The following is a 22,201-nucleotide window of genomic DNA, read 5'->3' on the forward strand; positions in this document are numbered from 1 at the left end:
CAGATGAGGCAGCCGGAGGAGAAGAAGAGCGCCACGGATGCGCAGAGGCGCGGGCTTGTTCTGGTCTACACGGGTAACGGTAAGGGGAAGACTACCGCGTCGCTGGGGCTCGCTCTTCGCGCGATCGGGCACGGGTCACGGGTGTTCGTGCTCCAGTTCATGAAAGGGCCCGGCAACGTGTATGGTGAGTACATGGCGGCCGAGAAATACCTGCCGATGCTGACGATCGTGCGATCCGGCAGGGACGACTTCGTCGACAAGCTGAATCCCGCCGAGGAGGACGTCAGGTTGGCCCGGCAGGGCTTGGACCTGGCGCGGAAGGTCATCTCGGGCGGAGAGTACGGGCTGGTCATACTGGATGAGATCAACGTGGCGGTCGACTACCGCCTCGTCGCCCTCACTGACGTGGTGGAACTGTTGAAGGCCCGCCCCTCGCACGTGGACGTGGTGCTCACCGGCAGGTATGCTGCGCCCGAGATACTGGAGATGGCCGACCTGGTGAGCGAGGTAAACGAGGTCAAGCACCATTACAGGAAGGGAGTCCCCGCGCGCCAGGGCGTGGAGTACTGACCCGGGGCGCGGTGCGTCAAGTTGGGAGGGGTAGCGCCTGGCTGAGGAGGTTTCCTTCGCGCTCGCGTTCTGGGCGGGGCTGGCGTCGTTCTTTTCGCCCTGTTTCCTGCCGCTTCTCCCCGCGTACCTTTCGTCGATTTCCGGACTCTCCGCCTGCGCGGTCTCTACGGAGGCTGCGGGGCGCGCGAGGCGCACGGCCGTACTCAATACCCTCCTGTTCGTGTGCGGCTTCACCCTCGTTTTCGTGGCCCTCGGCATGTCGGCGACGGCGGTGGGGGTACTTATCGCGGGTTCCTTGCCCGCCCTCCGTACCATCTCCGGTGTGTTCGTCCTCGCCATGGGGATACACCTGTCGGGCCTGATACAGGTCCCGTTCGCGCTGCGCGAGCGGCGGATGAGCGCGCGGGCCGCGGGCCCCCTCGCCCCAGCGCTTCTTGGAGCGACGTTCGGATTTGCGTGGACGCCTTGCGCCGGCCCGATCCTCGCGTCCATCCTGATACTCGCGTCGCAGCAGGGGACGGTCATCAGGGGCGGAATGCTTCTCCTGGCGTACTCGGCGGGGGTTGCCCTCCCGTTCCTGCTGGCCTCGCTGTTCCTGGAGCGCGCCGTGCGGCTGGTCTCCCGAATCCGTGGAGGCGCCCCGGTGATCCAGAAGGTGGCCGGGGTCGTGATGGCGCTGCTCGGGATCTCAATAATTGCGGGGTGGTTCTGATATCAGGAAGAGTCGTGTTACTGCTCGCGCTCGGCGTAGTGGTGGTGGGCGGTGTGATGCTGGCCTTGAACTGGCTCCCGGGCGGGGCGCCGGCGCCCGCGGCCCCGCAGCCCGCCTCCCAGCAGGACTCGCGTGACTCGTGGAGGCTCAGCGATCTGTCGGGGGAGACCACAGGGCCGGCGGATTATCAAGGGAAGGTCGTGCTGGTCAATTTCTGGGCGACCCGGTGCGGATACTGCGTGGAGGAGATGCCCGACATGGAGAAGGCGGCTCGCGCGAGGGCCGGTCAGGTGGCTATTCTCGCGGTGAACTTCGGAGAGTCGCAGAAGGCGGTGGAGTCCTTCCTGTCGGGGAAGGGGTACTCGTTCAGGGTGTTGCTGGATGCCGAAGGCAAGGTGGCGGCCAGGTACGGGATCAGGGCGCTGCCGACCACGCTCGTGTTTGACAGGGCGGGCAATCTCGTGAGGAAGGTCGAGGGGGCGATTCGGGAAGCGGCGTTCCTTAAACTGATAGACGAGGCGGCGAAGTAGACGATCCAGGAATGGCGGCGTGGACGCCGGAACCCAGCGTGGGCGCGGCCGTGGCGTCGTCAGGTGACGCGGCGGGCGCCCACCCAGTTTTTCACGTAGAATTGCTTGTCTATGGGCGTGATCGACACTTTCTTCCTCGCGGAACTCGCGTGTATGAACGTCCCGTCGCCCAGGTAAATCCCCACGTGTGACGGCCCGGGCTTATACGTCGAGAAAAACACCAGGTCGCCCGCCTGAAGCGCCGACCGCGGGACGGGTGCCCCGGTCGCGAATTGCTCCACTATGGAGCGAGAGATCCTGATACCCGCCGCGTTCAGGACGTGGTATACGAACCCCGAGCAGTCGAATCCGCGTGGCGTCGTCCCGCCCCAGACGTAACGCGTGCCCAGGAACTGTCTCGCCACCTCGACGAAACGCTCTACCAGGCCCGGCGCGCCGCTGCGAGCGGCCCTGGAAGGCTCCGCCTTGCGCAGCGCCTGCAGGGTTGCCGGTCCCGCTATTCCGTCCGCCCTGAGTCCCGCATCCCTCTGGAACGCGAGTACGGAGGCCTTCGTACCGGGGCCGAACACGCCGTCGGCCCTGCCGGAATAGTATCCCTTCTCCGAGAGCAGGCGCTGCAGGGTCACAACCGCCGGGCCGGACGAACCCTGCTTTATGACTCCCGCGGCGGGTGCGCCGAGAGCCACCTGCGAGGAGGCGAGCAGTATGACGGCGAATGCCACCACTGTCAGGGCTGTTCGGGCTCTCATCCGCCACCTCCGGTTGATGTGAATGGGATAAGCACATATTCGATAGTTCGACGCGATGTGGCAGTATCCTTCCAGACTATGATTCCAGGTGGGGCTTGCGTGCATTCGGAGCAGGGCGGAAGCCTGTTCGGGGGTTGGGACGAGTTGGCAATAGTAGTGGTTGTCGCAGACGTGGACGGGACTCTCCTTGGGCCGGGCCATTTAGTGGACGACGCCGCGAAGGCGGCCGTGAAGGCGGCCCACGAGCGGGGCGCTGTGTTCACGATCGCGACAGGACGGATATTTCACTCCGCGCGAGCAGTGGCGCTCGAGGCGGGGATCGGGGCGCCGATCATCGCCGGGGGCGGTGCGGTCCTGGGATATCCTGAAGGCGGCGTGATCAGGCGCCTCAATATCGGGAGGGAAATGGCGCTGGAAATCCTTTGCCGGACCGGCCGGGGTGTCGCCAGGTACGCGTTTGTGAACGACCGCATATATACCGACACGCCGGGACCCCATGTGGCAACGTATTCGTCGGCGCTCGGTGTGCCAGTTCAGGTAGTTGGCGACCTCACCGCCGTGGTGAATGATGAGACAACTCACGTAGTGCTCAGGTTGCCCCCATCGGAAGCCGATGACGTCGTGGGCCGGTTCTCGGGCGAGCTGCGCGGTGTCGCGAGGGTCATGAGGACCTTGCCACACCTGGTCGAATTCGTCCATCCCCTGGTCTCCAAAGGGCGCGCGATCGAGTACCTGTGCACCCATCTCGGGGTCCCACTATCCGGGGTGCTCGCCGTAGGTGACGGCCTCTCCGATACCGACATGCTCGCCGTGGCGGGCGTGGGCGTTGCTGTAGCCAACGCCCCGCTGGAGGTCAGGCGCCGGTCGAGGCACGTCACCCGCGAGTCTTACGCCGCCGGGGTGCTGGAGGCCATACGCGAATTCGTTGGGGCTGGATGATGTTGCCGGAGTGTGCAGGTTAGCGCCAGCATTGTGAAGAAATAGAACGCAAGAGCGCTGTGAGGAGGTGGTCCGGTTGGCGAAGTTCGCCGCGATTGTCCCGGACAGCTCGCTGGCTTCCACTGTAACTGAGGTCGCACGGGAACTCAGGGAGGACGTCGTGGTCTTCCAGGCCGGGACCGAGGAAGTGCTCCGAGCCGTCAGGCAGGCCGAGGCGCTCGGCGTGGACGCATTTCTCGCAAAGGGGTTCCTGGCTGAACCCGTCCGGTCCATCACGTCGCTTCCGGTCGTGGCGTGCAACCCCGGTCCCCTGGACGTCGTGATGGCGGTGGCGCAGGCGAAGTCCATGGGAAGCCGTGTGGCGCTGCTCCATTTCGGCGGGCCCGCGGTGGACCTGGGGGCGCTTGGCGCCGCGATGGGCATCGAACTGGCCGAGTTCACGCCTGGGCGGACGCCGCAGGAGGTCCGCAGGACTCTGGAGGACATAAAGCGGGCTGGGTACGAAGTGGCCGTCAGCGGGCAGGTCACGGCAGACATGGCCCGGAGTATGGGCCTCAAGGCGGCGACCATCGGGATCGGAAAGGTATCCGTCAGGCAGGCCATGGAGGCGTGCTCGGAACTCGTGAAAGCGTCCGTGGACGCGGAGGAACGCAGGCTACGGTACTCGGAGGTCCTCGATGGACTGCCTTTCGGCGTCGTGGCGACGGACCCGAAGGGCATAATCAGGTTGTGCAACAGGGCGGCGGCCGCGCTGGGCGCCGCGACCCCATCTCAAGTGGGCAAGCCCGCGGCGGAAGCGCTCGCGGGGTCCCCCATACTCGCCACACTGCGCGGGGAGCACTCCGAGGGGCCTAGACTCGCGAAGATCGGCGAGGCGCGGGTGGCGCTGGAGGCCGTGGCATGGAAGTCGAATGGCCAGAACGTCGGCGCCGTATGCGTCGTGCATGATGTGGGCTACGCCGAGAGGCTTGTGGACAGGCTCTCGAATCCCGAGGAGACTGCCCCCGAGGTCGCGCCGTTCACTTTCGACGACATCCCCGCGACCAGCTCGCCCATGAAGCAGGCGGTCGAGCGGGCGCGGCAATACTCGATGAGCGACTCGCCCGTCGTGATCACGGGGGAGCGCGGGACGGGCAAAGAAGTACTAGCGCAGGCGATCCACAACGACAGCAGGCGCCGCTCGGGCGCGTTCGGCCGCGTGGCGTGCGCCGGCCTGGCCCCGGAAGCGCTGGAGAGACGGCTCTTCGGGCTCGAGAAAGGGGCATTCCCTTCGGCGAGGAAGTCGGCGCCGGGGGTTTTCGAGGTGTGCAACGGGGGGACCGTATTCCTGGACGAGGTATGGGCGCTCCCCGTTGAGATACAGGACAGGATCGTCGCGGTACTCGATCACGGAAGCGCGTGGCGGATCGGAGGGACTGAGCCGAGGGGGGTCGACGCCAGGGTGATCGCCTCGAGTTCTCGCGACCTGAAGAACCTCGTCGCTTCGGGTGCGTTCTCGGAGGCGCTGTACTGGCGGCTGGCGGGTATGGCCATCGAGGTTGCGCCGCTCAGGGAGCGCGGTGAGGACGTCGCCGCGCTGTTCACGGGGATCGCCCGGAGACTATCGCCCGATTCGGGGGACCTGGCGCTGTCGCCGCAGGCGGCCGCGAGGCTCCGCCGCCACGAATGGCCGGGGAACGTGAGAGAACTGGAGGGCCTCGTCAGGCGGCTCGTGGCGGCGCTCAGATCAATGCCGCTCGTCCCCGCCGACGCCGTGGAGCGCATGGTGCTCGACGACATCGCGGCGGCCCGTGGGAAGCCGGCGCCGGTATCCAGCCTGACCGTGCAGGCGGGTACCCTGGATGAGATGGTCCAGAGCCTTATCGACCAGTTCGACCACGCTTACGGAGGCAACAGGTCGGAAGTCGCGCGGAGGCTTGGGATAAGCAGGACCACCCTGTGGAAGAAGATGAAAGAGCAGTAGCGGGGGTGCATCTGATGAAACAGACATGGATATCGACTCTGAAGGATCACGCCGGCGAGACGGTCGAGGTGAGGGGATGGCTCTATAACAAGAGGTCCAGCGGCAAGATACACTTCCTCATCGTCCGGGACGGGACCGGCCTCATGCAGGCGGTCGCGCCGCTGGGAAGCACCCCCGGAGACGTGTTCGCCGCGTGCGGCAACCTGACCCAGGAATCGTCCATCATCGTGCGGGGGGTGATTCGCGAGGAGAAGAGGGCGCCGGGCGGCTACGAGATGGAACTCAAAGAGATTGACGTCGTCCAGATAGCGGAGGAGTACCCGATAACCCTCAAGGAGCACGGCGTCGATTTCCTGATGGACAACAGGCACCTGTGGATAAGGACCCCCCGCCAGCAGGCGATCCTGCGCATCAGGGCGGAGATCATCAGGTCCATCCGCGAGTACCTCGACGGCAACCATTTCACGCACGTGGACACTCCTATCCTGACCCCGGCCGCGTGCGAGGGCACAACGACCCTTTTCGAGACGAACTACTTTGAGCAAAAGGCATACCTGTCACAAAGCGGGCAGCTATACAACGAGGCGTCGATAGCCGCGTTCGGGCGCGTGTACTGCTTCAGCCCGGCGTTCAGGGCGGAGAAGTCCAAGACCAGGCGGCACCTGATCGAGTTCTGGGTGGTCGAGCCGGAGGCCGCGTACTGTGACTTCGAGGAGAACATGGAGATCCAGGAGGGTCTGGTGACGCACATCGTCAAGAATGTGCTGAAGAACCGGCGTACCGAACTCGAGCAGATCGGTCGAAACGTCGAGCCCCTGACGAAGGTGGAACCTCCGTTCCCGAGGCTCACGTACGACGAGGTGGTCGAGAGGTTGCAGGCCGCCGGCCACGAGATAACGTGGGGGCAGGACCTCGGAGCGCCGGACGAGACCACCATCTCGAACATGTTCGAGAAGCCGGTTTTCGTCACTCACTTCCCTGCGGAATTCAAGGCCTTTTACATGGAGCCGGTCCCCGGCCGGCCCGAGCTCGTACTCGGCGCCGACCTCCTCGCGCCCGAGGGGTACGGCGAGATCATCGGAGGCGGGCAGAGGATTTCCGACCTGGCGCTCCTGGAACGACGCATGAAAGAGCACAACCTGCCGGAGGAGTCGTACAGGTGGTATGCCGACCTTCGCCGTTACGGCACCGTACCCCATTCAGGGTTCGGGCTCGGCGTCGAGAGGACCGTGGCGTGGGTGTGCGGGCTCGAGCATGTCAGGGAGGCCATTGCGTTCCCGAGGTTGCTCTACCGTGTCTACCCCTGAACGGAAATGGCTAACGAAACGTTGGGCGACAGGCCCGGCGCCTGTGAAGAAATTGGTGGGTTTTGTAGGAAATGCGATTCCCGTGTAGAAGCACGCGGTTAGATCTTCCTCAGTGGAGGTGAGACAGTTGAAGGAGATCGGCGACCTCCTCCGCAGGCAGAGAGAGGAGCGGGGGGTCTCGCTGGCTGACGCCCAGGCGGCCACCAAGATCAGGAGACGCTACCTGGAGGCGCTGGAGGCTGGGGAGGAACTATCCTACCCTGGCGAGGTCTATTACAGGGGATTTATGAAGACGTACGCCGCGTTCCTCGGGCTGGACGGTGCCGCCGTGGTGGCGAAATACAGGGCGCTGAAGGACGCTATGGAGCGCGATGCCGCGACGCCGGAAGAGGGGGCGATTCCCGAGCAGGCGCAGGCCGCGCCGCCGGAGCCGGCAGCCACCGTACCGGCGCCCACAGTGGAATCGCTGAACGAACCCGCCCAGCAGGAGTTCGCCCTGCCGCGGGATCTCGCCGGGCGAAGGCGCGGCGCCGGGGGTAGCACTACGCGGGAGCGGGCGCGGCGTAAGAAGTCGGGCAGGCAGATGATGGTCATGGCCCTGGCGCTGGCCGTGGCAGGTCTCGTGTACACGCAGGGATTCTGGCGGGTTGCATCGCAGCCGGAGAATCCTCCGGCGGGGCAGGCGGCGCAGCAACAGCCCGCGGAACAGCAGCCGTCCCAGAAACAGGCCGAACCGTCGCAGCCCGCGGTTTCACCGCAACAACCGCCCGAACAGCCGGCGCCACCGGCCCAGCCCCCGTCGGTTCAGCCGCCGCAGCAACCCCAGGGAGACGGCGAGGACCAGCCGCGGGTGTTCGAGTATACGCGGGAGGAGAAGTCGAAGTACCTGACTGCCATTTCGGCGCGGATCGACTCGGTAGATCTGGTCGGTGAGGTCCGCGGTGGGCAGTGCTGGGTGCGTGTGGAGGCCGATGGGAAGTTGCTCCAGGAGTCGATGCTCGAACCCGGGACGTACACCTGGCAGGCGAGGCAGCAGCTGTACATCAGGGTGGGGGCCCCTGCCACGATGAGGCTCCGGCTGAACGGGCTCGACCTGGGGCCGGCGGGAGCGCAAGGACCTGCGAAGGATTTCGCGATATCGGTATCAAGGTAAGCGGCCGGCGTACGCCTTATAATCCCGGATCATCGCAAATATGATCGTCGGTGAGACGGGTCCTCCGGGGTGGTACGTCGGATGCGCGCTTTATGGACAGCGGCGGTGCTCGCCGCATTTTGCTTCGTATGGAATCCGCAGGCCCGCGCTTTCGCAGCGAGGGAGCCCGCCGTGACCGCGGACGCCGCAGTCGTGATCGACCTCGCCTCCGGCACCGTGCTCTACGGGAAGCGGGTCCATCACCTGATGCACCCCGCCAGCGTGACCAAGATGATGACGGCGGTCATCGCCCTCGAACGGGGGTACGTGGGCGACGTCGTGACGGTCAGCCAGTACGCCGCGTACACACCGGGTTCGTGCATGGGGCTCGCGCCCGGGAGTCGCTTTCTCCTGGAAGACCTCTTGTCGGGGCTGATGCTCGTCTCGGGGAACGACGCGGCGGTTGCGATCGCCGAGCATATCGCCGGGACTGAACCTGCCTTTGTTCAACTCATGAACGCTCGCGCCAGAGAGATAGGGGCCTCCAGCACCACGTTCACCAACCCGCATGGACTCTCGGAGCCGGGCCACATGTCCACCGCCTACGACCTCGCGCTCATCGCAAGGCACGGCCTTTCGATCCCTTACTTTGCCGGCCTGGTGGCCACGCGGGAAAGGGAGGCGTGGAGGCTCGATCGCCTCTCCGAAGTACCGCTGTACAGCACGAACAGGCTTCTCGGCAGTTACCTCGGCGCCGACGGCGTGAAAACCGGCACCACCGATGCTGCGGGCGCCTGCCTCTGCGCCTCAGCCACGAGGGGCGGGATGACGTTCATATCGGTCGTGCTGCATTCGGACGCACGCTGGGACGATTCCGCGCGGCTCCTGGAATGGGCGTTTGAGAATTTCGAACAGGTGGTGTCTCTTCGAAGAGGGGACGCGGCCGGCCGGATCGCGGTCAGTGGGGGGACGAGGTCCTCCGCACGCGTCGAGGCCGCAGCCGACCTGTCCGGTGTCATAAGGAAGGGTGAGGACAGCACCCTGTGGCTGCGGCTCGACATGAAGGACGGGGTCACCGCGCCGGTCTTCCGCGGCGACCGCGTAGGCTCGGTAGCTCTGTGGACGTCCGACAGGCTCGTAAGCGCAGTCCCGCTGGTGGCCTCGGAAACCGTGGAGCGGTGGACCCCCTTGCGCTTCGCGGCGGGGCTTTTCATCGCGGTCATCAGGGCGCTCGGGTTGCTCGGGGTCGGCTGAATCCGCGCGGGAGCCCGGGCTCGCGCCGCCACACCTCGCGCACAGCCGGTAACTCATCTCAACAGGTTCCTGTCCGGCTGGATCATGTACTGCTCGCCCGCCATGCCGAGGAGTTCGGTCACTGTTACGAACTCCAGGCCCTTCTGACGGATGCCGTCTATCACGGCCGGTAGTGCCAGGTAGGTCTCGCGGGCGCTATCGGACGCGTGGCAGAGGATGATGTCGCCCGCCTGAGCCCTCGTGAGCAGCCGATCTATCATGTAGTCGACCCCGGGGTTCTTCCAGTCCAGGGAATCGAGGCTCCAGATGATCGTCAGGTAACCCTCCTCCATGGCTGCCATGATGGACATGTCGTCGAAGTCCCCGTTCGGCGGGCGAAGGATCTTTGCCTCGCGCCCTGCGAGGTTCGTCAATATCTCCCTCGTTTTCCTGAGATCCTGCGCTATGCGTTCCCTCGAAAGCTGGCTGTAGTTGTCGTGGTGATAGCCGTGCGACGCAATTTCATGCCCGTCGCTCGCTATGCGCCTGACGACGTCCGGATGGGCTGCCGCCCAGGGCCCCGAGAGAAAGAATGTGCTCCGCACACCCTTGGACCTGAGTGCATCCAGCACTCGCGTGGGAGAGACCTCGCCCCAGCTTATGTCGAATGTAAGCGCGACCGCATTCCTGGCCGCCGTCACACGGTAGATGGGCCGCAGCTTGCCCGAAACCTGGGAGATGATGGTCGACAGGGAATACCTGGTCGTCCACGAGATGGCGATGAAGCCCAGCAGCAAGACGGTCGCCAGCGCCTTCAGGCGGGTTTGCTTTCTTACGAGAACCACGATCATGTAACGGCCCCCCTCCAGGTTCGCCCGTATAACCCGTATAAACGGTATTCCCGGAGTCCAGGGGGTATTACGAACCCAGCCTACGCCGGAGCCGGTTGATCCGGTGGTTTAGCTCGCTCCGCAAGCGCTCTCTACGACCGGAGGGGATGTGCTGGGCGCGGTCGAGGAGGCCGAGCGCCTGCAACGCCGCTTCCAGCGCCAGATCGAGTTCCCTCGACCTGTGTTCGTGGTGCTTGGCGATTTCGATCCACGCCTCGGGGTCGGGGGTCTCCGCTCCGGCGAGCACCCGCGCGCGGTGGAGGCAGCCGTCCCAGTTCCGGCGGCGCTTGGACAGGCGGAGCGTGCCCCAGAGGGCGCGTGACCGGACCGGTTCCCTGGCGTCTCCGAGATCGAGCGCCTCCTCGTACAGGCGCAATGCCTCGTCACAGAGGCCGATCGACTCGTAAATCGAGGCCGCGCCCACCGACTCGTGGGCGTTCCTGGAGAGAGGAGGCGCCGCCACGGCAAGGCACGCGGACGCCTTTGCCAGGAGGACCGCGAGAGAAAGGATATCGAGCCGGTTGTGCCTGGCGACGAGGTGGATCTCGGCCTCGTCGCCGGTGCGCAGGTAGGACGCGTAGATCCCGGGTATCATCCAGCCGGGGACGTCGAACCCCCTGTCCAGGCCGATCACGCGTCTCTCAATGGATCCCAGGGAACACTCACCGATGACGCAGGCCCATAGCCGCCTCGAAGGCGCGAGGAGGTCCAGGTGGAATGGGTCCTCGAGCGGGCACCTCATGCGATTCAACGCGAATCGCGTTTCCAGCAGGGGTAGGTCGAACGACTTTCCATTGAAGGTGACCACCGCTTCAACGCCCCGCAGCGCGCCGTCCAGCCGTTCGAGCATGGCGCGCTCGTCCGCCGGGTCGTGCAGGAAGAACTGCTGCAGGAGGAAGGAATCGTCAACGAATCTTCCGACGCCGACGAGGAACGTAATCGTGCCGGTCCCGCCGGCGAGGCCGGTGGTCTCGAGGTCGAGGAAGACCGTCCTCTCGAACCCGGGGAAAGGCCTCGGCTCGCGCGCAAGTGCGCGGGTCTCTACCTCGCGGGCGCGGAGCGCGGCGCCGAGCCTCAGGGACCCGTGCGGGTGATCGAGGGGAAACCGGTCCGAGGCGATCCTCGCTATGCCCGACGGAGCAGGCACGGCGGAGAACACGGGAACCGGCGCGCCGGGCGCGCCCACAGCGGAAGCCCCCTGAACCGGGGCCCCAGCGGCGGGACCGTGAGCGGTCCCGCACGTCACTACCTCAACGAGCCTTCGAAGGGACTCAATGCGCTCTTTCAGTTCCACCGGTTGTCTCCGGTCCCGACCGGTCGCCACCGGATTCCACTCCATGGAGGGCGCGCATGAGGCGCCCCATGATCTCTATCGCGAGGCCTTTGCCGCCGGGTCCCACCTCGAGTGTTGGGCCCACGCAGGATGGGCAGCCGTCCTTGCACGGACACGAGGCGATCAGGTCCATGGAGGCGGCCACGATCTTCTCGTGTATTTCGAACGCTTTCTCCGCGAGGCCGATTCCCCCGGGATACGAGTCGTAGAGGTAGACGGTGGGAAGGCGGGTGTGCGGCGAGCGGACCTCGTTCACCACGCCGATGTCCCGCGGCGAACACATGAGGTAAAGTGGTGAGACGTTAGCCACGGCGTTGGATATGCCCAGTAGCGCGGACTGGACCTGCTCGGGGGTCAGGCCCGCGGTCAGTTCGGCGGGAAGGGTGAACCAGTACGCCGCGGTCTGCATCTGTTCTTCGGGCAGGTGGATCCTTCCCGAGCCGACGTTCTCATGGGTGTAAAACTTGATTTTTTTGAACATCGTCGCCACGGAGGTGACGACGACCTCTCCCTGCGAGCGTGAGGGCCCGCGCGAACCGGTCTCGCGCAGCACCCTTATGCTCACGGCGAGATTCGCGTCCGTGTAGTAGTCCACGTTGACGCGCGTGACGTACGCCTTTTTCTCGGCGTAGTCGAGCCTGTCCACGTGATACTGCTGGCCCCCGTGTATGTATATGGCGTCCTGGTGGATCAACATGGGCGCGCTGAACCTGTCCATCTCGCCGATAACCCGCGGGGTCGCGGGCGCGTCCGTCGTGTCGATGATCACGAAGTTCTCTGACGACGCCGACCGGAGGCTTATGTCCTCGGCGGGGAACGAGTCCGACATCCAGAACCACCTGTTGCCGGAATGGTGCAACACGTTCTCGCCTGCCAGGTACTGCAGCGCGCTCTCGACAGGCGCCGCGCCGAACGACTCGCCATCCTCGAACGGGAGCTCGAATGCCGCGCACTTCAGGTGGGACATCAGTATGTAGAGGTTGTCGGGATTCAGGTGACCGTGCTCGGCGGGTTTCTCGAAGAAGTACGCGGGGTTCTGCGCTATGAACTGGTCTACCGGCGAGCTCGACATGACCATGATAGCGAGCGACCGGCCCCGGCGCCTGCCGGCGCGGCCGGCCTGCTGCCAGGCGGACGCGATGGTGCCCGGGTAACCGGCCATCACCGCCACCCGCAGCTGTCCGATGTCGATACCGAGCTCGAGCGCGTCCGTGGCGACGACGGCTGTCACTGACCCGTCGCGAAGGCCTCTCTCTATGGCCCGCCTCTCCGCCGGGAGATACCCGCCCCTGTAGCCCCTCACGCTGCCGTCGTCCACAGGCCCGCGGGCGGCGGCGTCCTTGAGATATGTGACGAGCACTTCGACCGCGAGCCTGCTCCGCGCGAACACGATGGTCTGTACCCCGTTCGTGACGAACCTCGATGCCAGGTTCTTCGCTTCCAGCAGGCAACTCTTCCTGATCCCCAGTTCGCGGTTGACCACTGGCGGGTTGTACAGGATGAACTGCTTCTCGCCGGAGGGCGCGCCGTTGGCGTCGACCACGACTGCCGGTTCGCCGGTGAGTCTCTCGGCGAGCTCGAGCGGGTTGGCGATCGTCGCCGAGCAGCAGATGAACTGCGGGTCCGATCCGTAGAACCGCGCCACACGCCGGAGCCTTCGCAGGACGTTGGCGACGTGGCTGCCGAACACTCCGCGATAGGTGTGGAGTTCGTCCACGACCACGTATTTCAGGTCCTGGAACAGCCGCAGCCACTTCGTGTGATGGGGTAGAATACCCTTGTGCAGCATGTCCGGGTTTGTCACCACGACGTGCCCGGCCGAACGGATGGCCTTTCGCGCGGACTCGGGGGTGTCCCCGTCGTACGTGTATGTCTTGATGTCCCGGCCCGTCGGCGCGGTTATCGCCTGCAACTGCGCCACCTGGTCCTGCGACAGCGCTTTCGTTGGAAACAGGTATATCGCCCTCGAAGCGGGGTCTTTCAGGATACTGTCTATCACGGGAAGGTTGTAGCACAGCGTCTTGCCGGAGGCCGTGGGCGTCACGACCACTACGTTTCGCCCCAGGGCGGTGTGCTCGAACGAGAGACTCTGATGCAGGTAGAGCCGGTGAATCCCGTTCGAAGCCAACGACTCCTTCAAGAGGGGGTGGATCGAATCGGGGATCTCGCGGTACACGGCGTCGCGGGGAGGGAGCGTCCTGACATCGACGACGCACTCGCGTATCCTCGGGTCAAACAGCATTGTGTCTGTTATCTGGGAGATGTTCATGGGGAACATGATTCGTCGGGACGAATGCAACTCCTCCGAAAAGAGTGCCCCCGGACGCGAGGGGAAGCGGTTGGGCGCGGCGAACTGCGACTATATGGCTCGCCACACCCCCTCTCGAGTATTGCCAGCCGTCATCGCGGTTGTCATGGTAATCGTCCTTCTGGTCTCTCTGGTTACAAGGGGTTCGCCGCCAGCCCGCGCCGGCGAGCGTCCGTCTCCGGGGCGGAGCACTCGACTTGCCGGGCAGCCGGCGATCCAATCCCCGTCCGCTGTGCTGATCGACGCGCATAGCGGCGTCGTGTTGTTTGACCAGGACGGCTCTCGTCTCATGGCCCCCGCCAGCATTACGAAGATACTCACCGCCGCGCTCGTACTGGAACATGCGGAATTGGACGACGTCGTGGCGGTGAGCGAGGAGGCCGCCAAGACGGACGGGTCGAGCGTGTACCTCGAGCCCGGGGAGCGCGCAACCGTGCGTGACCTGCTCTACTCCATGATGATGAACAGCGCCAATGACGCCGCCGTCGCGCTGGCGGAGTATGTATCCGGCTCGGTGGAGGGGTTCGCGGGGCTCATGAACGCCAAGGTCGCCGGGATAGGCGCCCTGCAGACTCATTTCGAGAACCCGCACGGCCTCGATTCGCCCGGCCACCTGACAACCGCCCGCGACATGGCGCTGATAGCGATGTATGCAATGCGGCAACCCTTCTTCCGCGAGGTCGTAGGGACCAGGACGCGCCAGTGGGAAGGGCAGGAGTGGAGCAGCCTCCTCGTGAACCACAACAGGCTGCTGTGGCAGTACGATGGCTGCACGGGGGTGAAGACCGGCTTCACCACGAAAGCCCGCCACACCCTCGTCGCGTCGGCGATGAGGGATGGAAACGAGATGATCGCTGTACTCATGGGCGGTGAAGACCCGGAAACGCTGCGGAGGGAGGCGGGGGTTCTCTTCGATTACGGGTTCACACGGTGTCTCACGCGGCTTGCGTTCGCAGGTGACGCGGCCGGAACGGTCAGCATGCCGTTCGGCTATGATGTACCGTGCATCCTCGATTCTGAGGTGAAGGCCTTTCTGCCCGAAGGTGAGGAAGGCGAGGTCGTCCGCTCCCGGGACCTGAGCATGAGACCCCCTCAGGAGGGGGTGAGGCGCGGCCAGGTGCTTGGAAGGGTGACATTCTGGCTGCGCGGTGTACCGATAGCGGGTACGGATGTGGTTGCCGACAGGGACGTAACGTACACAGTCGCCCAGAAGGCCGCGATCTCGGTTGGCGCTCTCAGGGGCAGGATATCCCCGCGCCTCACGATCCCGGCGGCCGTTATCACCCTGTCCGCGCTGGCGATAGGCGTTGACCGTCGCGTGAAGCGGCGGCGCATGCGAAAGAGGCCGCGCCTGGGCGGTCTCCCCCGCCGTTTCCCGCGGTGACGGGAAGACTCCCCGTTGGAAAGATGCTGTCATGCCAGACGGTAATCTCACGAAAGTTGAGCTCGCCGCCGCAGCCGCGGCGCTGATAGTCGTGTTCGGGCTGTAGCCGTTCTTGCACGGGCGTCCGGCGATCTCGGGGATACTATACTCCGGGGTGGTCACGGGGAATGGGAGACAACGGCTCGCTACCAGGGTGGTCGTTTCAAGAGATCCTCGGGCGGTCGCGCGAGGGAGCAGTACTCGCAGCAAAGCGGGCGGGCAGCATCGCCGGGGCCTGGGGTAAGACGGCCCTGGATTTACTCTCGACCGTGAGGTCCTCGCAGTTCGTGGTTTCGTGGACCCGCGACATCGAACGCAGGGTTACGCGGTCGCGCGCCGGCCCTCCTCTTGAGGCATTCCTCGCACGGCTGGATGGAGCGGCTGCCTGGGTGGAGCCGAGAATTCGAGCCGCCCGGTTGTGGCTTGCGTCGCGAACCCGCGAGGAGAAGGCGGCAATCGCCGCGGCGGCGCTTGCGGTCCTTTTCCTCGGCCTGAGACTCAGCGAACTCCCGCTTGCCGGCGTCACTCCCGCCCAGCGCCTCGAGGTGGCAGCCTATTTCGAGAACGGTTGGGGAGGGGCGTTCCCCAGCTCGTTCCCGTCCCTCAAGCGGCAGACAGGGCCGCGGGGGCGGACGGTCGACGTCATCTATCCCGTGTGGCACACAGTCATGCCCGATGGGACCGTGGAGTCCGCGATGTCCACGGAAGTGCTGGCGTACTGCCGCGCGAACGGAATCGGCGTGGTGCCCGTGGTCACAAACATGAAGCTCCCCGCCGGGGACAACTCGGGCGTGCTCAAGGACCGCAGGTCGATGGCCAGGGCGGTAGACGCCCTGGCGAGGCAGGTCGAGGAGCACGGGTACGACGGGCTGAATCTCTCGTTCGAACTCGTGTCGCCCGCGTACCGGAGGGCGCTGACAGCCCTCGCCACTGACCTCTCTGTGGCCATGAAGGACCGGGGCAGGGCCTTCCTCGTATCGGTGTTCCCCGACGTGGAGATGCCCCCGGAGATCAGCGGGGCTTACGACTACGACGCCCTCGGACGGGTCTCTGACGCGGTTGTGCTCATGGCGTACGACAGGCACTGGCCTCGGAGCGCCCCGGGGCCGGTAGCCCCGATCGAGTGGGTGGACAGGTGCGTGAGGCGAACGGCCCGCTCGATCCCGGTCTCGCGCCTCATCCTGGGCATCGGCTCGTACGGGTACGACTGGCCGTCCGTGCCGAGGGCGGGCAAGGCGGAGTACATCCCGACGCCCGCGGCGCTGCAAAGGGCCTCAGCTCAAGGGACCCCCGCCGCCTGGGACGCCGAAAACATGGAGGCCTTCTACAAGTACGAATGGGGCGGCCTCCCCAGGACGGTGAGGTTTCTCGACGGGGACGCGGTCAGGCTGCGAGCGGGGATCGCGCGGAAATACGGCCTGAGGGGAGTCGCGTTCTGGCGCCTGGGGTTTGAGGACCCGGCCGCGGGAGGCCAGATGCCTCTTTCCATCGCGCAATAAACGGGCGACCGGCGCAGGACCGGGCAGGGAGCGGTCGCTGACGGGCCTGTCTAGGCCCTGAGCAGCGCATTTGGGGACTGACAGATCTGGTCATTCCTTGTACAATTGGGTGCACACGCTAAGACCGTAAGCCGAATCCCTTGAGGGTACGGGGGACGAATAGAGTGGGGTGAAGCCGCCGGCGGCCATACGCGGCGGCGGGCCTCTCCGGCCCAACCCGGCAACTAACCCCGGAGGCAAAGGAGGAACGTGATGAGGCGTGGCTCCCTGGTTGTAGTGCTTCTCCTGGTTACCCTTCTTGTGTCCACCGGAACCGCCCTTGCGGCCCCTTCGGCCGCCGCCGGACTTTGCTACGGCTCCTCGGGAAAAGACGTCCGTGAACTACAGCGGCTGCTCAAGTCCATCGGCTTTGATCCCGGGTCCGCCGACGGGGTTTTCGGCGAGGACACGGAGAGGGCGGTCAGGTCGTTTCAGAAGGCCTCCGGCCTCGCAGTCGACGGGATAGTCGGCCCCGACACCGCGCGTGGGCTGGCCGACGCCGAGAAGCGTCTTACCGCGTCCCCGCTGGCCGGTAAGGTAATCGTCCTCGACCCGGGACACGGCGGGGCCAACCCGGGCGCCACCGGGGTGCTCGGGACGAGGGAGGCCGACCACGTACTCGCCATCGCGCTCGAACTCCAGCGGATGCTGGGGGAGATGGGCGCCAGGGTTATGATGACAAGGTGGAGTGACACTGAGGCTGCTCCGGTGGCCACGACGCGCGCGCAGGAGCTGAGCGCGAGGGCCGGTATGGCGAATTCATCGAGGGCCAGTGTTCTCGTGTCGATACACAGCAACGCCTACGAAAAGGACCCATCGGTCTCGGGCGTTATGGCGTTCCACGACGGCGGAGGGGAAGACCAGCGGCTGGCGGCCGCGCTCCTCGCGGGGCTGGTGGCCGAGACGGGCCTGCGCTCCGTCGGCCTGGAGACAGCCGCGTTTCGCGTGCTCAAAGAATGCCAAGTCCCGTCGGCGCTCGTCGAGATCGGGTTCATGACAAACGCGCACGACGAGAAGCTACTGAACGAGGAGTCGTTCCGTAAACAGGCGGCCCGCGGCATCCTGAAGGGGATCGTGGAGTTCCTGGGACGCTCCTAGGGCGCGGCTTGCGGGCGACTGCGGCCCGGCCCGAACGCTTTACAGCGGCGGTCACGGATTGTATCATTGTGATGCGTGGGGGTGGCGAAAGCCGCCTCCTTCGACTGATCGGGGGCTGCGCTGCGCCGGTGCTCGCGGCGCCTGCCGCTGTCCCCGCGGGAGTGGGACTCCAGTTGCGGGAATCTGAAGGAAGAATGGTCGGCCTTGTATCGCTGGGCTGCTCGAAGAACCTCGTGGACTCCGAAGCAATGCTGGGACGAATGGTGGCCGCGGGATTCCACATTACAAACGACCCCTCCGGGGCGGATGTTCTGATAGTGAACACGTGCGGCTTTATCACGGGCGCCAAGCGGGAGTCCATCGACGCAATACTCGAGATGGCCGCGTACAAGGACTCGGGCCGCTGCCGCGCCCTGGTGGTGGCGGGGTGCCTCGCCCAAAGGTACCGCAACGACCTCATCGTGGAGGTCCCCGAGATAGATGCGATAATCGGCGTGCGCGAGGTGGATCGCATCGTCGAGGCAGTGGACCTCGCGCTGTCGGGGCGCAGGGTGGAGAACCTTCCGGAGTCTGCTGGCTCATCTGGCGATTCACCCGAATTCGACCCGGCAGCCGGCACGCCCCGGACGCGTCCCAGGGTGGGGCTCACACCCCAGTATACCGCCTACCTGCGGATAGCCGATGGCTGCTCCAATCGGTGCGCCTACTGCGCAATCCCGTCGATCAGGGGCGACCTGCGCTCGCGTCCGCTGCAGGAACTGATCTCGGAAGCGCGTGCCCTGGCCGAATCGGGTGTCAGGGAGCTGGTGGTAGTCGCACAGGACTGCACCGTGTACGGGCTCGACATCTACGGAAAGCCATCGCTTCACGCCCTCATCCGCGAACTGGCGCGGACCGATGGGCTCGAGTGGGTGAGACTGATGTACTGCTACCCTTCCCGCGTCTCCGACGATCTCATCGAGGTCATGGCATCGGAGCCCCGCGCCTGCCACTACATCGATATCCCAGCGCAGCACGCGTCGGCGCGGGTCCTTAAATCGATGAACAGGAGCCATGATGGGGAGACGGTCCTGAGGACGGTCGAGAAACTGAGGAAGGCGATGCCTGACATTGCCGTCCGAACCACGCTCATGGTGGGTTTTCCGGGCGAAACTGAGGAGGATTTCGAGACACTCCTCGCATTCCTGCGCTCTGCAAGGTTCGACAGGGCGGGCGTGTTCGAGTATTCGAGGGAGGAAGGCACCCCTGCGGCGTCGCTGCCGGGCCAGGTGGACCGCAGGATCAAGAGGGAACGTTACCATCGCGCCATGAGCCTGCAGAATCGGATCTCCGGGGAGATCAATGAAGGCCTGATCGGAAAGACGATCAAGGTGCTGCTCGAGCGCCAGGCGCCTCCAGACCGCCGCGGGGCGCCCCGGTGGATAGGGCGCTCCTGGAGAGACGCCCCGGAAGTGGACGGTGTCGTGCGCGTGACCGGCGTCATCGCGGGAGCGGCGGAGGGCTGTTTCGTCAACGCTACAGTGACGCGCGCCTCTGCCTACGACCTGTACGCAGTCATCGTGTAATCGCTGGCAGCTGGTCTCCGCCGGACCGGCATGCACCCACCGCGAGCCTCCCATCTTCCAGCGCATGCCTAAATTGCCTCATCTAACTGGGTGTTCACCGAAAGCGACCCTGTGCTATACTTATGTCAACAGTCGGGCGGACTGCGCTTGGTGCAGTGCTGCCATTACACGGAGCTGGTGTGCCGGTGAGCCGGGAGCCGAAGCGGATCGCCGCGGTGGCCCTTGCGATTGTACTCAGTTTCGCGGCGCTTTACGCGGGAAACCTCTATTATGGAAAACTGACGGTCGGCGACCCACTCGAGAGAGTGTTCAAGGAGACGCCGTCCGTACTCTCCTTTGAGATTGCCAAGAGACAACCTGTCACGGTGGTGAGGGTGACCCTGGCGGACGTGCCCGACCTCCGCCACGTAGTACTGTCGCTCGAGGAGAAAGCCGCGGGCGTGCTCAGGGGCCAGCCCGTGAGGATCGTGGTCCAGGACACGCGGGACCAGGCACTGTCCGCGGCGTACTACGCCATGCACTTTCACATCCAGGAGGCCCTCGTGACGGGGCGGTTCTCCGACATGTCCGGGAAAGTCGCTCAAGTAGCTGAGGGGGCGGGGCTCGAGCGGCACCGCGTGTTCATCGACGAGAGGAACGTGTACGTCCAGCTTCACCTCAAGGGACGGTACCTCTACGAAGTCCTGCCGAGGCAGATAGGGACCAGATCTCCCGCCGGAGGTGACATGTGACGTGTGGAAAGAGATAGCGGCAGGGGCGGCCATCGGCACTGTCGTGTTCCTCGCGTATATCGGGCTCAACATACTTCCCGCGGTGTTCCTGGGCGCCCTTGTATACATCCTGGCGCAGTCGAGCGGGCTTCGCGGGCTTTCGAAGCGGTTCGCGGCGGTGACGCCTGCGGGGGCGGCCGGCGTCACGTTCCACGACGTCGGCGGGCAGGCGTCGGCCAAGAAGGAGCTCGTCGAGGCGCTCGACTTCATCAAGGCGGGTCACGTCGTCAGGCGGCTGGGTATAAGGCCGCTGAAGGGCATCCTCCTGACGGGTCCTCCTGGGACGGGAAAGACGATGCTCGCCAAAGCCGCCGCGAACTATACCGAATCGGCATTCATCGCGGCGAGCGGGAGCGAGTTCATCGAGGTATACGCTGGTGTTGGCGCGCAACGAGTGCGCGAGCTGTTCAGGAACGCCCGCGAGACTGCGCGCGCCTCCCGCAAGAAAGGCGCCGTGGTATTCATAGACGAGGTCGAGGTGCTCGGGGGCCGCAGGGGGATGAACGCAGGTCACCTCGAGTACGACCAGACGATAAACCAGCTCCTGGTGGAGATGGACGGCCTGTCGGTTGATGACGACGTCAGGATTCTGGTGATTGCGGCGACGAACAGGGCGGACCTGCTCGACCCCGCGCTTACGAGGCCGGGGCGCTTCGACCGCATCGTGCGGGTTGAAGTCCCCGACAAGGATGGAAGGCTGCAGATTCTGCGCCTGCACACGACGAACAAACCCCTGTCTTCCGACGTGGACCTCGAGAGCATAGCGCGGCAGACGTTCGGGTTCACCGGGGCGCACCTCGAAAGCCTTGCGAACGAGTCGGCGATCCTTGCGATGAGAGAGGGCAAGGAACTCATCGAGCAACGCCATCTCGAGGAGGCCATCGACAAGGTAATCCTCGGGGAGAAGCTCGACCGGAGACCGACCGACGAGGACTTGAGGCGGGTTGCGATACACGAGGCCGGCCATGCCATAGTAGGCGAGACGCTGAGACCCGGGTCCGTGGCTTCGGTAACGATATCACCGAGGGGGCATGCGCTCGGGTACGTCCGGCACGCGCCGAAGGATGAGCAGTACATTTACTCCAGGGAACAGCTGGAGGAGGAGATCTCCGTGCTGGCGGCCGGGGCGCTGGCAGAAGAGCTCGTCTACGGTTCCCGCAGTACGGGAGCGGCGGAGGACTTCGACAGGGCGGTGCAACTGGCGAGGCGAATCGTGCTCACGGGGATGTCGCCGCTCGGCATAATCGACTCGCAGTCCATTCCGGGCGACGTCCTCGCGCGGGCTGTCGCCCAGACGATTAACGGCCCGGAGAAGCGGGCGCGAGAGATACTGTCGCGCCATAGGACCGAGGTGGAGAAGATAGCCGGGATACTCCTGGATTGTGAGAGAATGGAGAACGAAACGCTGAGGCAGATGCTGTCCCGCGGGTCCTCAAGGAAGCCGCTTTCCCTGCCGCCGAAGGTGGCTGGGCTTCTCAGGCAGCGTCACCGTGCGAGGCTCCGCAGGGCTGGGTAGAGCGAGGCGGATTGAGCGATTAGAGGCTTAGCGATTTGGAGAATGTGCGGCTTTGAAAGAGGTAGGGCCGGCCCGCGGGGACCGGCCCAAATGGTTTACAGACTACCGCCAGTAATGCGAATGCTCTTCACGAAGTCAGTCAGGCACGCGCTTCTTCACCTAGTGGATGTTCGGTCACGTCCGCCGTACTTGCCGTCTACACCCAACCTTGATCGGCATGCATTCCCGGATAATCACAAGGCAAACGTTACTTGTGCCAGATCAGGGCTAGGGGTCAGTCGGTCTCCGACAGGTAGCAGACCTCAAATGAGGTGGGCTTCGACAAACAGATGGCCCCTTAATTTGTCAGTGTAGGAAAGGCGTAGCCAGATGTCGAAATTGTGCACGAAGTGTGCAGATTGGAGGAGGCGGGGATTTGGCTAGGGGCCTGTTGCCAAACTAAGCTACCTTTTAGAAGACCCGGGATGCCACGGCGGCGAGGCGGAGGGCCTGAGCAGCGGACCTGCGACGGAGGGTCGTGGCCAGTTGTCTCACGTTGTGGGCGGCCAGCGCCATCAGGGCCTCAATCCAGACGTTGTCCCTGCCCCTCAGCCGGGCACGACTTAACCCTCGGGCCTGTTTCACC

The 22,201-nt window shown here is 65.0% G+C and carries 19 protein-coding genes; 14 read left to right on the forward strand and 5 right to left on the reverse strand.

All coding sequences use genetic code 11. The features are described 5' to 3' along the window. The first annotated feature begins 3 nt into the window (after nt 1-3). Genes cobO through HPY55_11795 form a run of 3 tightly spaced genes read left to right on the forward strand, consistent with a single transcriptional unit; the run spans nt 4 to nt 1,812 of the window. Nucleotides 4-570: a cob(I)yrinic acid a,c-diamide adenosyltransferase gene (gene cobO, locus HPY55_11785; protein NPV71305.1), complete on the forward strand. Its 567-nt coding sequence runs from the start codon at nt 4-6 to the stop codon at nt 568-570. A gap of 37 nt (nt 571-607) precedes the next feature. Continuing rightward, a complete protein-coding gene (locus HPY55_11790) occupies nt 608-1,282 on the forward strand; it encodes a cytochrome c biogenesis protein CcdA (protein ID NPV71306.1) in 675 nt (224 codons plus the stop codon). Further along, entirely contained in the window at nt 1,273-1,812 is a 540-nt protein-coding gene (locus HPY55_11795; protein ID NPV71307.1) for a TlpA family protein disulfide reductase, read from the forward strand. Before HPY55_11790 ends, HPY55_11795 begins: the two co-directional genes overlap by 10 nt. 59 nt (nt 1,813-1,871) lie before the next feature. Here the strand turns inward: HPY55_11795 and HPY55_11800 are convergent, their stop codons facing one another. Beyond that, on the reverse strand, nt 1,872-2,561 hold the full coding sequence (locus tag HPY55_11800; protein ID NPV71308.1) for a glycoside hydrolase: 690 nt from the start codon (nt 2,559-2,561) through the stop codon (nt 1,872-1,874). A 99-nt stretch (nt 2,562-2,660) separates the two neighbouring features. Between HPY55_11800 and HPY55_11805 the strand changes: the two genes are divergently transcribed. The 5 genes from HPY55_11805 to HPY55_11825 all read left to right on the forward strand — a co-directional run bounded on the left by HPY55_11805 (nt 2,661) and on the right by HPY55_11825 (nt 9,156). Continuing rightward, nucleotides 2,661-3,500, forward strand: coding sequence for an HAD family phosphatase (locus HPY55_11805; GenBank protein ID NPV71309.1), 840 nt, complete (start codon nt 2,661-2,663; stop codon nt 3,498-3,500). A gap of 76 nt (nt 3,501-3,576) precedes the next feature. Continuing rightward, nucleotides 3,577-5,463 (forward strand): sigma 54-interacting transcriptional regulator, encoded by a 1,887-nt coding sequence (locus tag HPY55_11810; protein ID NPV71310.1) that lies wholly within the window; start codon nt 3,577-3,579, stop codon nt 5,461-5,463. 14 nt (nt 5,464-5,477) lie between these two features. Next, the gene (asnS, locus tag HPY55_11815) at nt 5,478-6,770 is read left to right on the forward strand and encodes an asparagine--tRNA ligase (GenBank protein ID NPV71311.1); all 1,293 of its coding nucleotides are present in this window, start codon (nt 5,478-5,480) and stop codon (nt 6,768-6,770) included. A gap of 127 nt (nt 6,771-6,897) precedes the next feature. Next, nucleotides 6,898-7,923, forward strand: coding sequence for a DUF4115 domain-containing protein (locus HPY55_11820; protein ID NPV71312.1), 1,026 nt, complete (start codon nt 6,898-6,900; stop codon nt 7,921-7,923). Between the two features lie 81 nt (nt 7,924-8,004). Beyond that, nucleotides 8,005-9,156, forward strand: coding sequence for a D-alanyl-D-alanine carboxypeptidase (locus HPY55_11825; protein ID NPV71313.1), 1,152 nt, complete (start codon nt 8,005-8,007; stop codon nt 9,154-9,156). A gap of 53 nt (nt 9,157-9,209) precedes the next feature. On the opposite strand, the gene HPY55_11830 is transcribed toward HPY55_11825, so the two are convergent. The 3 genes from HPY55_11830 to HPY55_11840 all read right to left on the reverse strand — a co-directional run bounded on the left by HPY55_11830 (nt 9,210) and on the right by HPY55_11840 (nt 13,627). Further along, nucleotides 9,210-9,986, reverse strand: coding sequence for a polysaccharide deacetylase family protein (locus HPY55_11830; GenBank protein NPV71314.1), 777 nt, complete (start codon nt 9,984-9,986; stop codon nt 9,210-9,212). 67 nt (nt 9,987-10,053) lie between these two features. After that, nucleotides 10,054-11,349 (reverse strand): exonuclease, encoded by a 1,296-nt coding sequence (locus HPY55_11835; GenBank protein ID NPV71315.1) that lies wholly within the window; start codon nt 11,347-11,349, stop codon nt 10,054-10,056. Further along, a complete protein-coding gene (locus HPY55_11840) occupies nt 11,297-13,627 on the reverse strand; it encodes a DEAD/DEAH box helicase (GenBank protein NPV71316.1) in 2,331 nt (776 codons plus the stop codon). Before HPY55_11840 ends, HPY55_11835 begins: the two co-directional genes overlap by 53 nt. 70 nt (nt 13,628-13,697) lie before the next feature. Between HPY55_11840 and HPY55_11845 the strand changes: the two genes are divergently transcribed. The 6 genes from HPY55_11845 to HPY55_11870 all read left to right on the forward strand — a co-directional run bounded on the left by HPY55_11845 (nt 13,698) and on the right by HPY55_11870 (nt 21,576). After that, the gene (locus HPY55_11845; GenBank protein ID NPV71317.1) at nt 13,698-15,050 is read left to right on the forward strand and encodes a D-alanyl-D-alanine carboxypeptidase; all 1,353 of its coding nucleotides are present in this window, start codon (nt 13,698-13,700) and stop codon (nt 15,048-15,050) included. Between the two features lie 167 nt (nt 15,051-15,217). Further along, nucleotides 15,218-16,588 carry a hypothetical protein gene (locus HPY55_11850; GenBank protein ID NPV71318.1) on the forward strand — a complete coding sequence of 457 codons (1,371 nt, stop codon included), beginning with the start codon at nt 15,218-15,220 and terminating at the stop codon, nt 16,586-16,588. A 252-nt stretch (nt 16,589-16,840) separates the two neighbouring features. Beyond that, the gene (locus HPY55_11855) at nt 16,841-17,725 is read left to right on the forward strand and encodes a hypothetical protein (protein ID NPV71319.1); all 885 of its coding nucleotides are present in this window, start codon (nt 16,841-16,843) and stop codon (nt 17,723-17,725) included. Nucleotides 17,726-17,919: 194 nt separating this feature from the next. Beyond that, entirely contained in the window at nt 17,920-19,290 is a 1,371-nt protein-coding gene (gene rimO / locus HPY55_11860; GenBank protein ID NPV71320.1) for a 30S ribosomal protein S12 methylthiotransferase RimO, read from the forward strand. A 185-nt stretch (nt 19,291-19,475) separates the two neighbouring features. Next, nucleotides 19,476-20,021 carry a hypothetical protein gene (locus HPY55_11865; GenBank protein ID NPV71321.1) on the forward strand — a complete coding sequence of 182 codons (546 nt, stop codon included), beginning with the start codon at nt 19,476-19,478 and terminating at the stop codon, nt 20,019-20,021. A 1-nt stretch (nt 20,022) separates the two neighbouring features. Further along, a complete protein-coding gene (locus HPY55_11870) occupies nt 20,023-21,576 on the forward strand; it encodes an AAA family ATPase (protein NPV71322.1) in 1,554 nt (517 codons plus the stop codon). A gap of 450 nt (nt 21,577-22,026) precedes the next feature. Here the strand turns inward: HPY55_11870 and HPY55_11875 are convergent. Continuing rightward, nucleotides 22,027-22,201, reverse strand: a 175-nt coding sequence (locus tag HPY55_11875) for a hypothetical protein (protein NPV71323.1), incomplete at its 5' end; no start/stop codon positions are given.

It is taken from the genome of Bacillota bacterium (genome assembly GCA_013178305.1).
In the GTDB taxonomy this organism is placed as follows: domain Bacteria; phylum Bacillota; class Sulfobacillia; order JABLXB01; family JABLXB01; genus JABLXB01.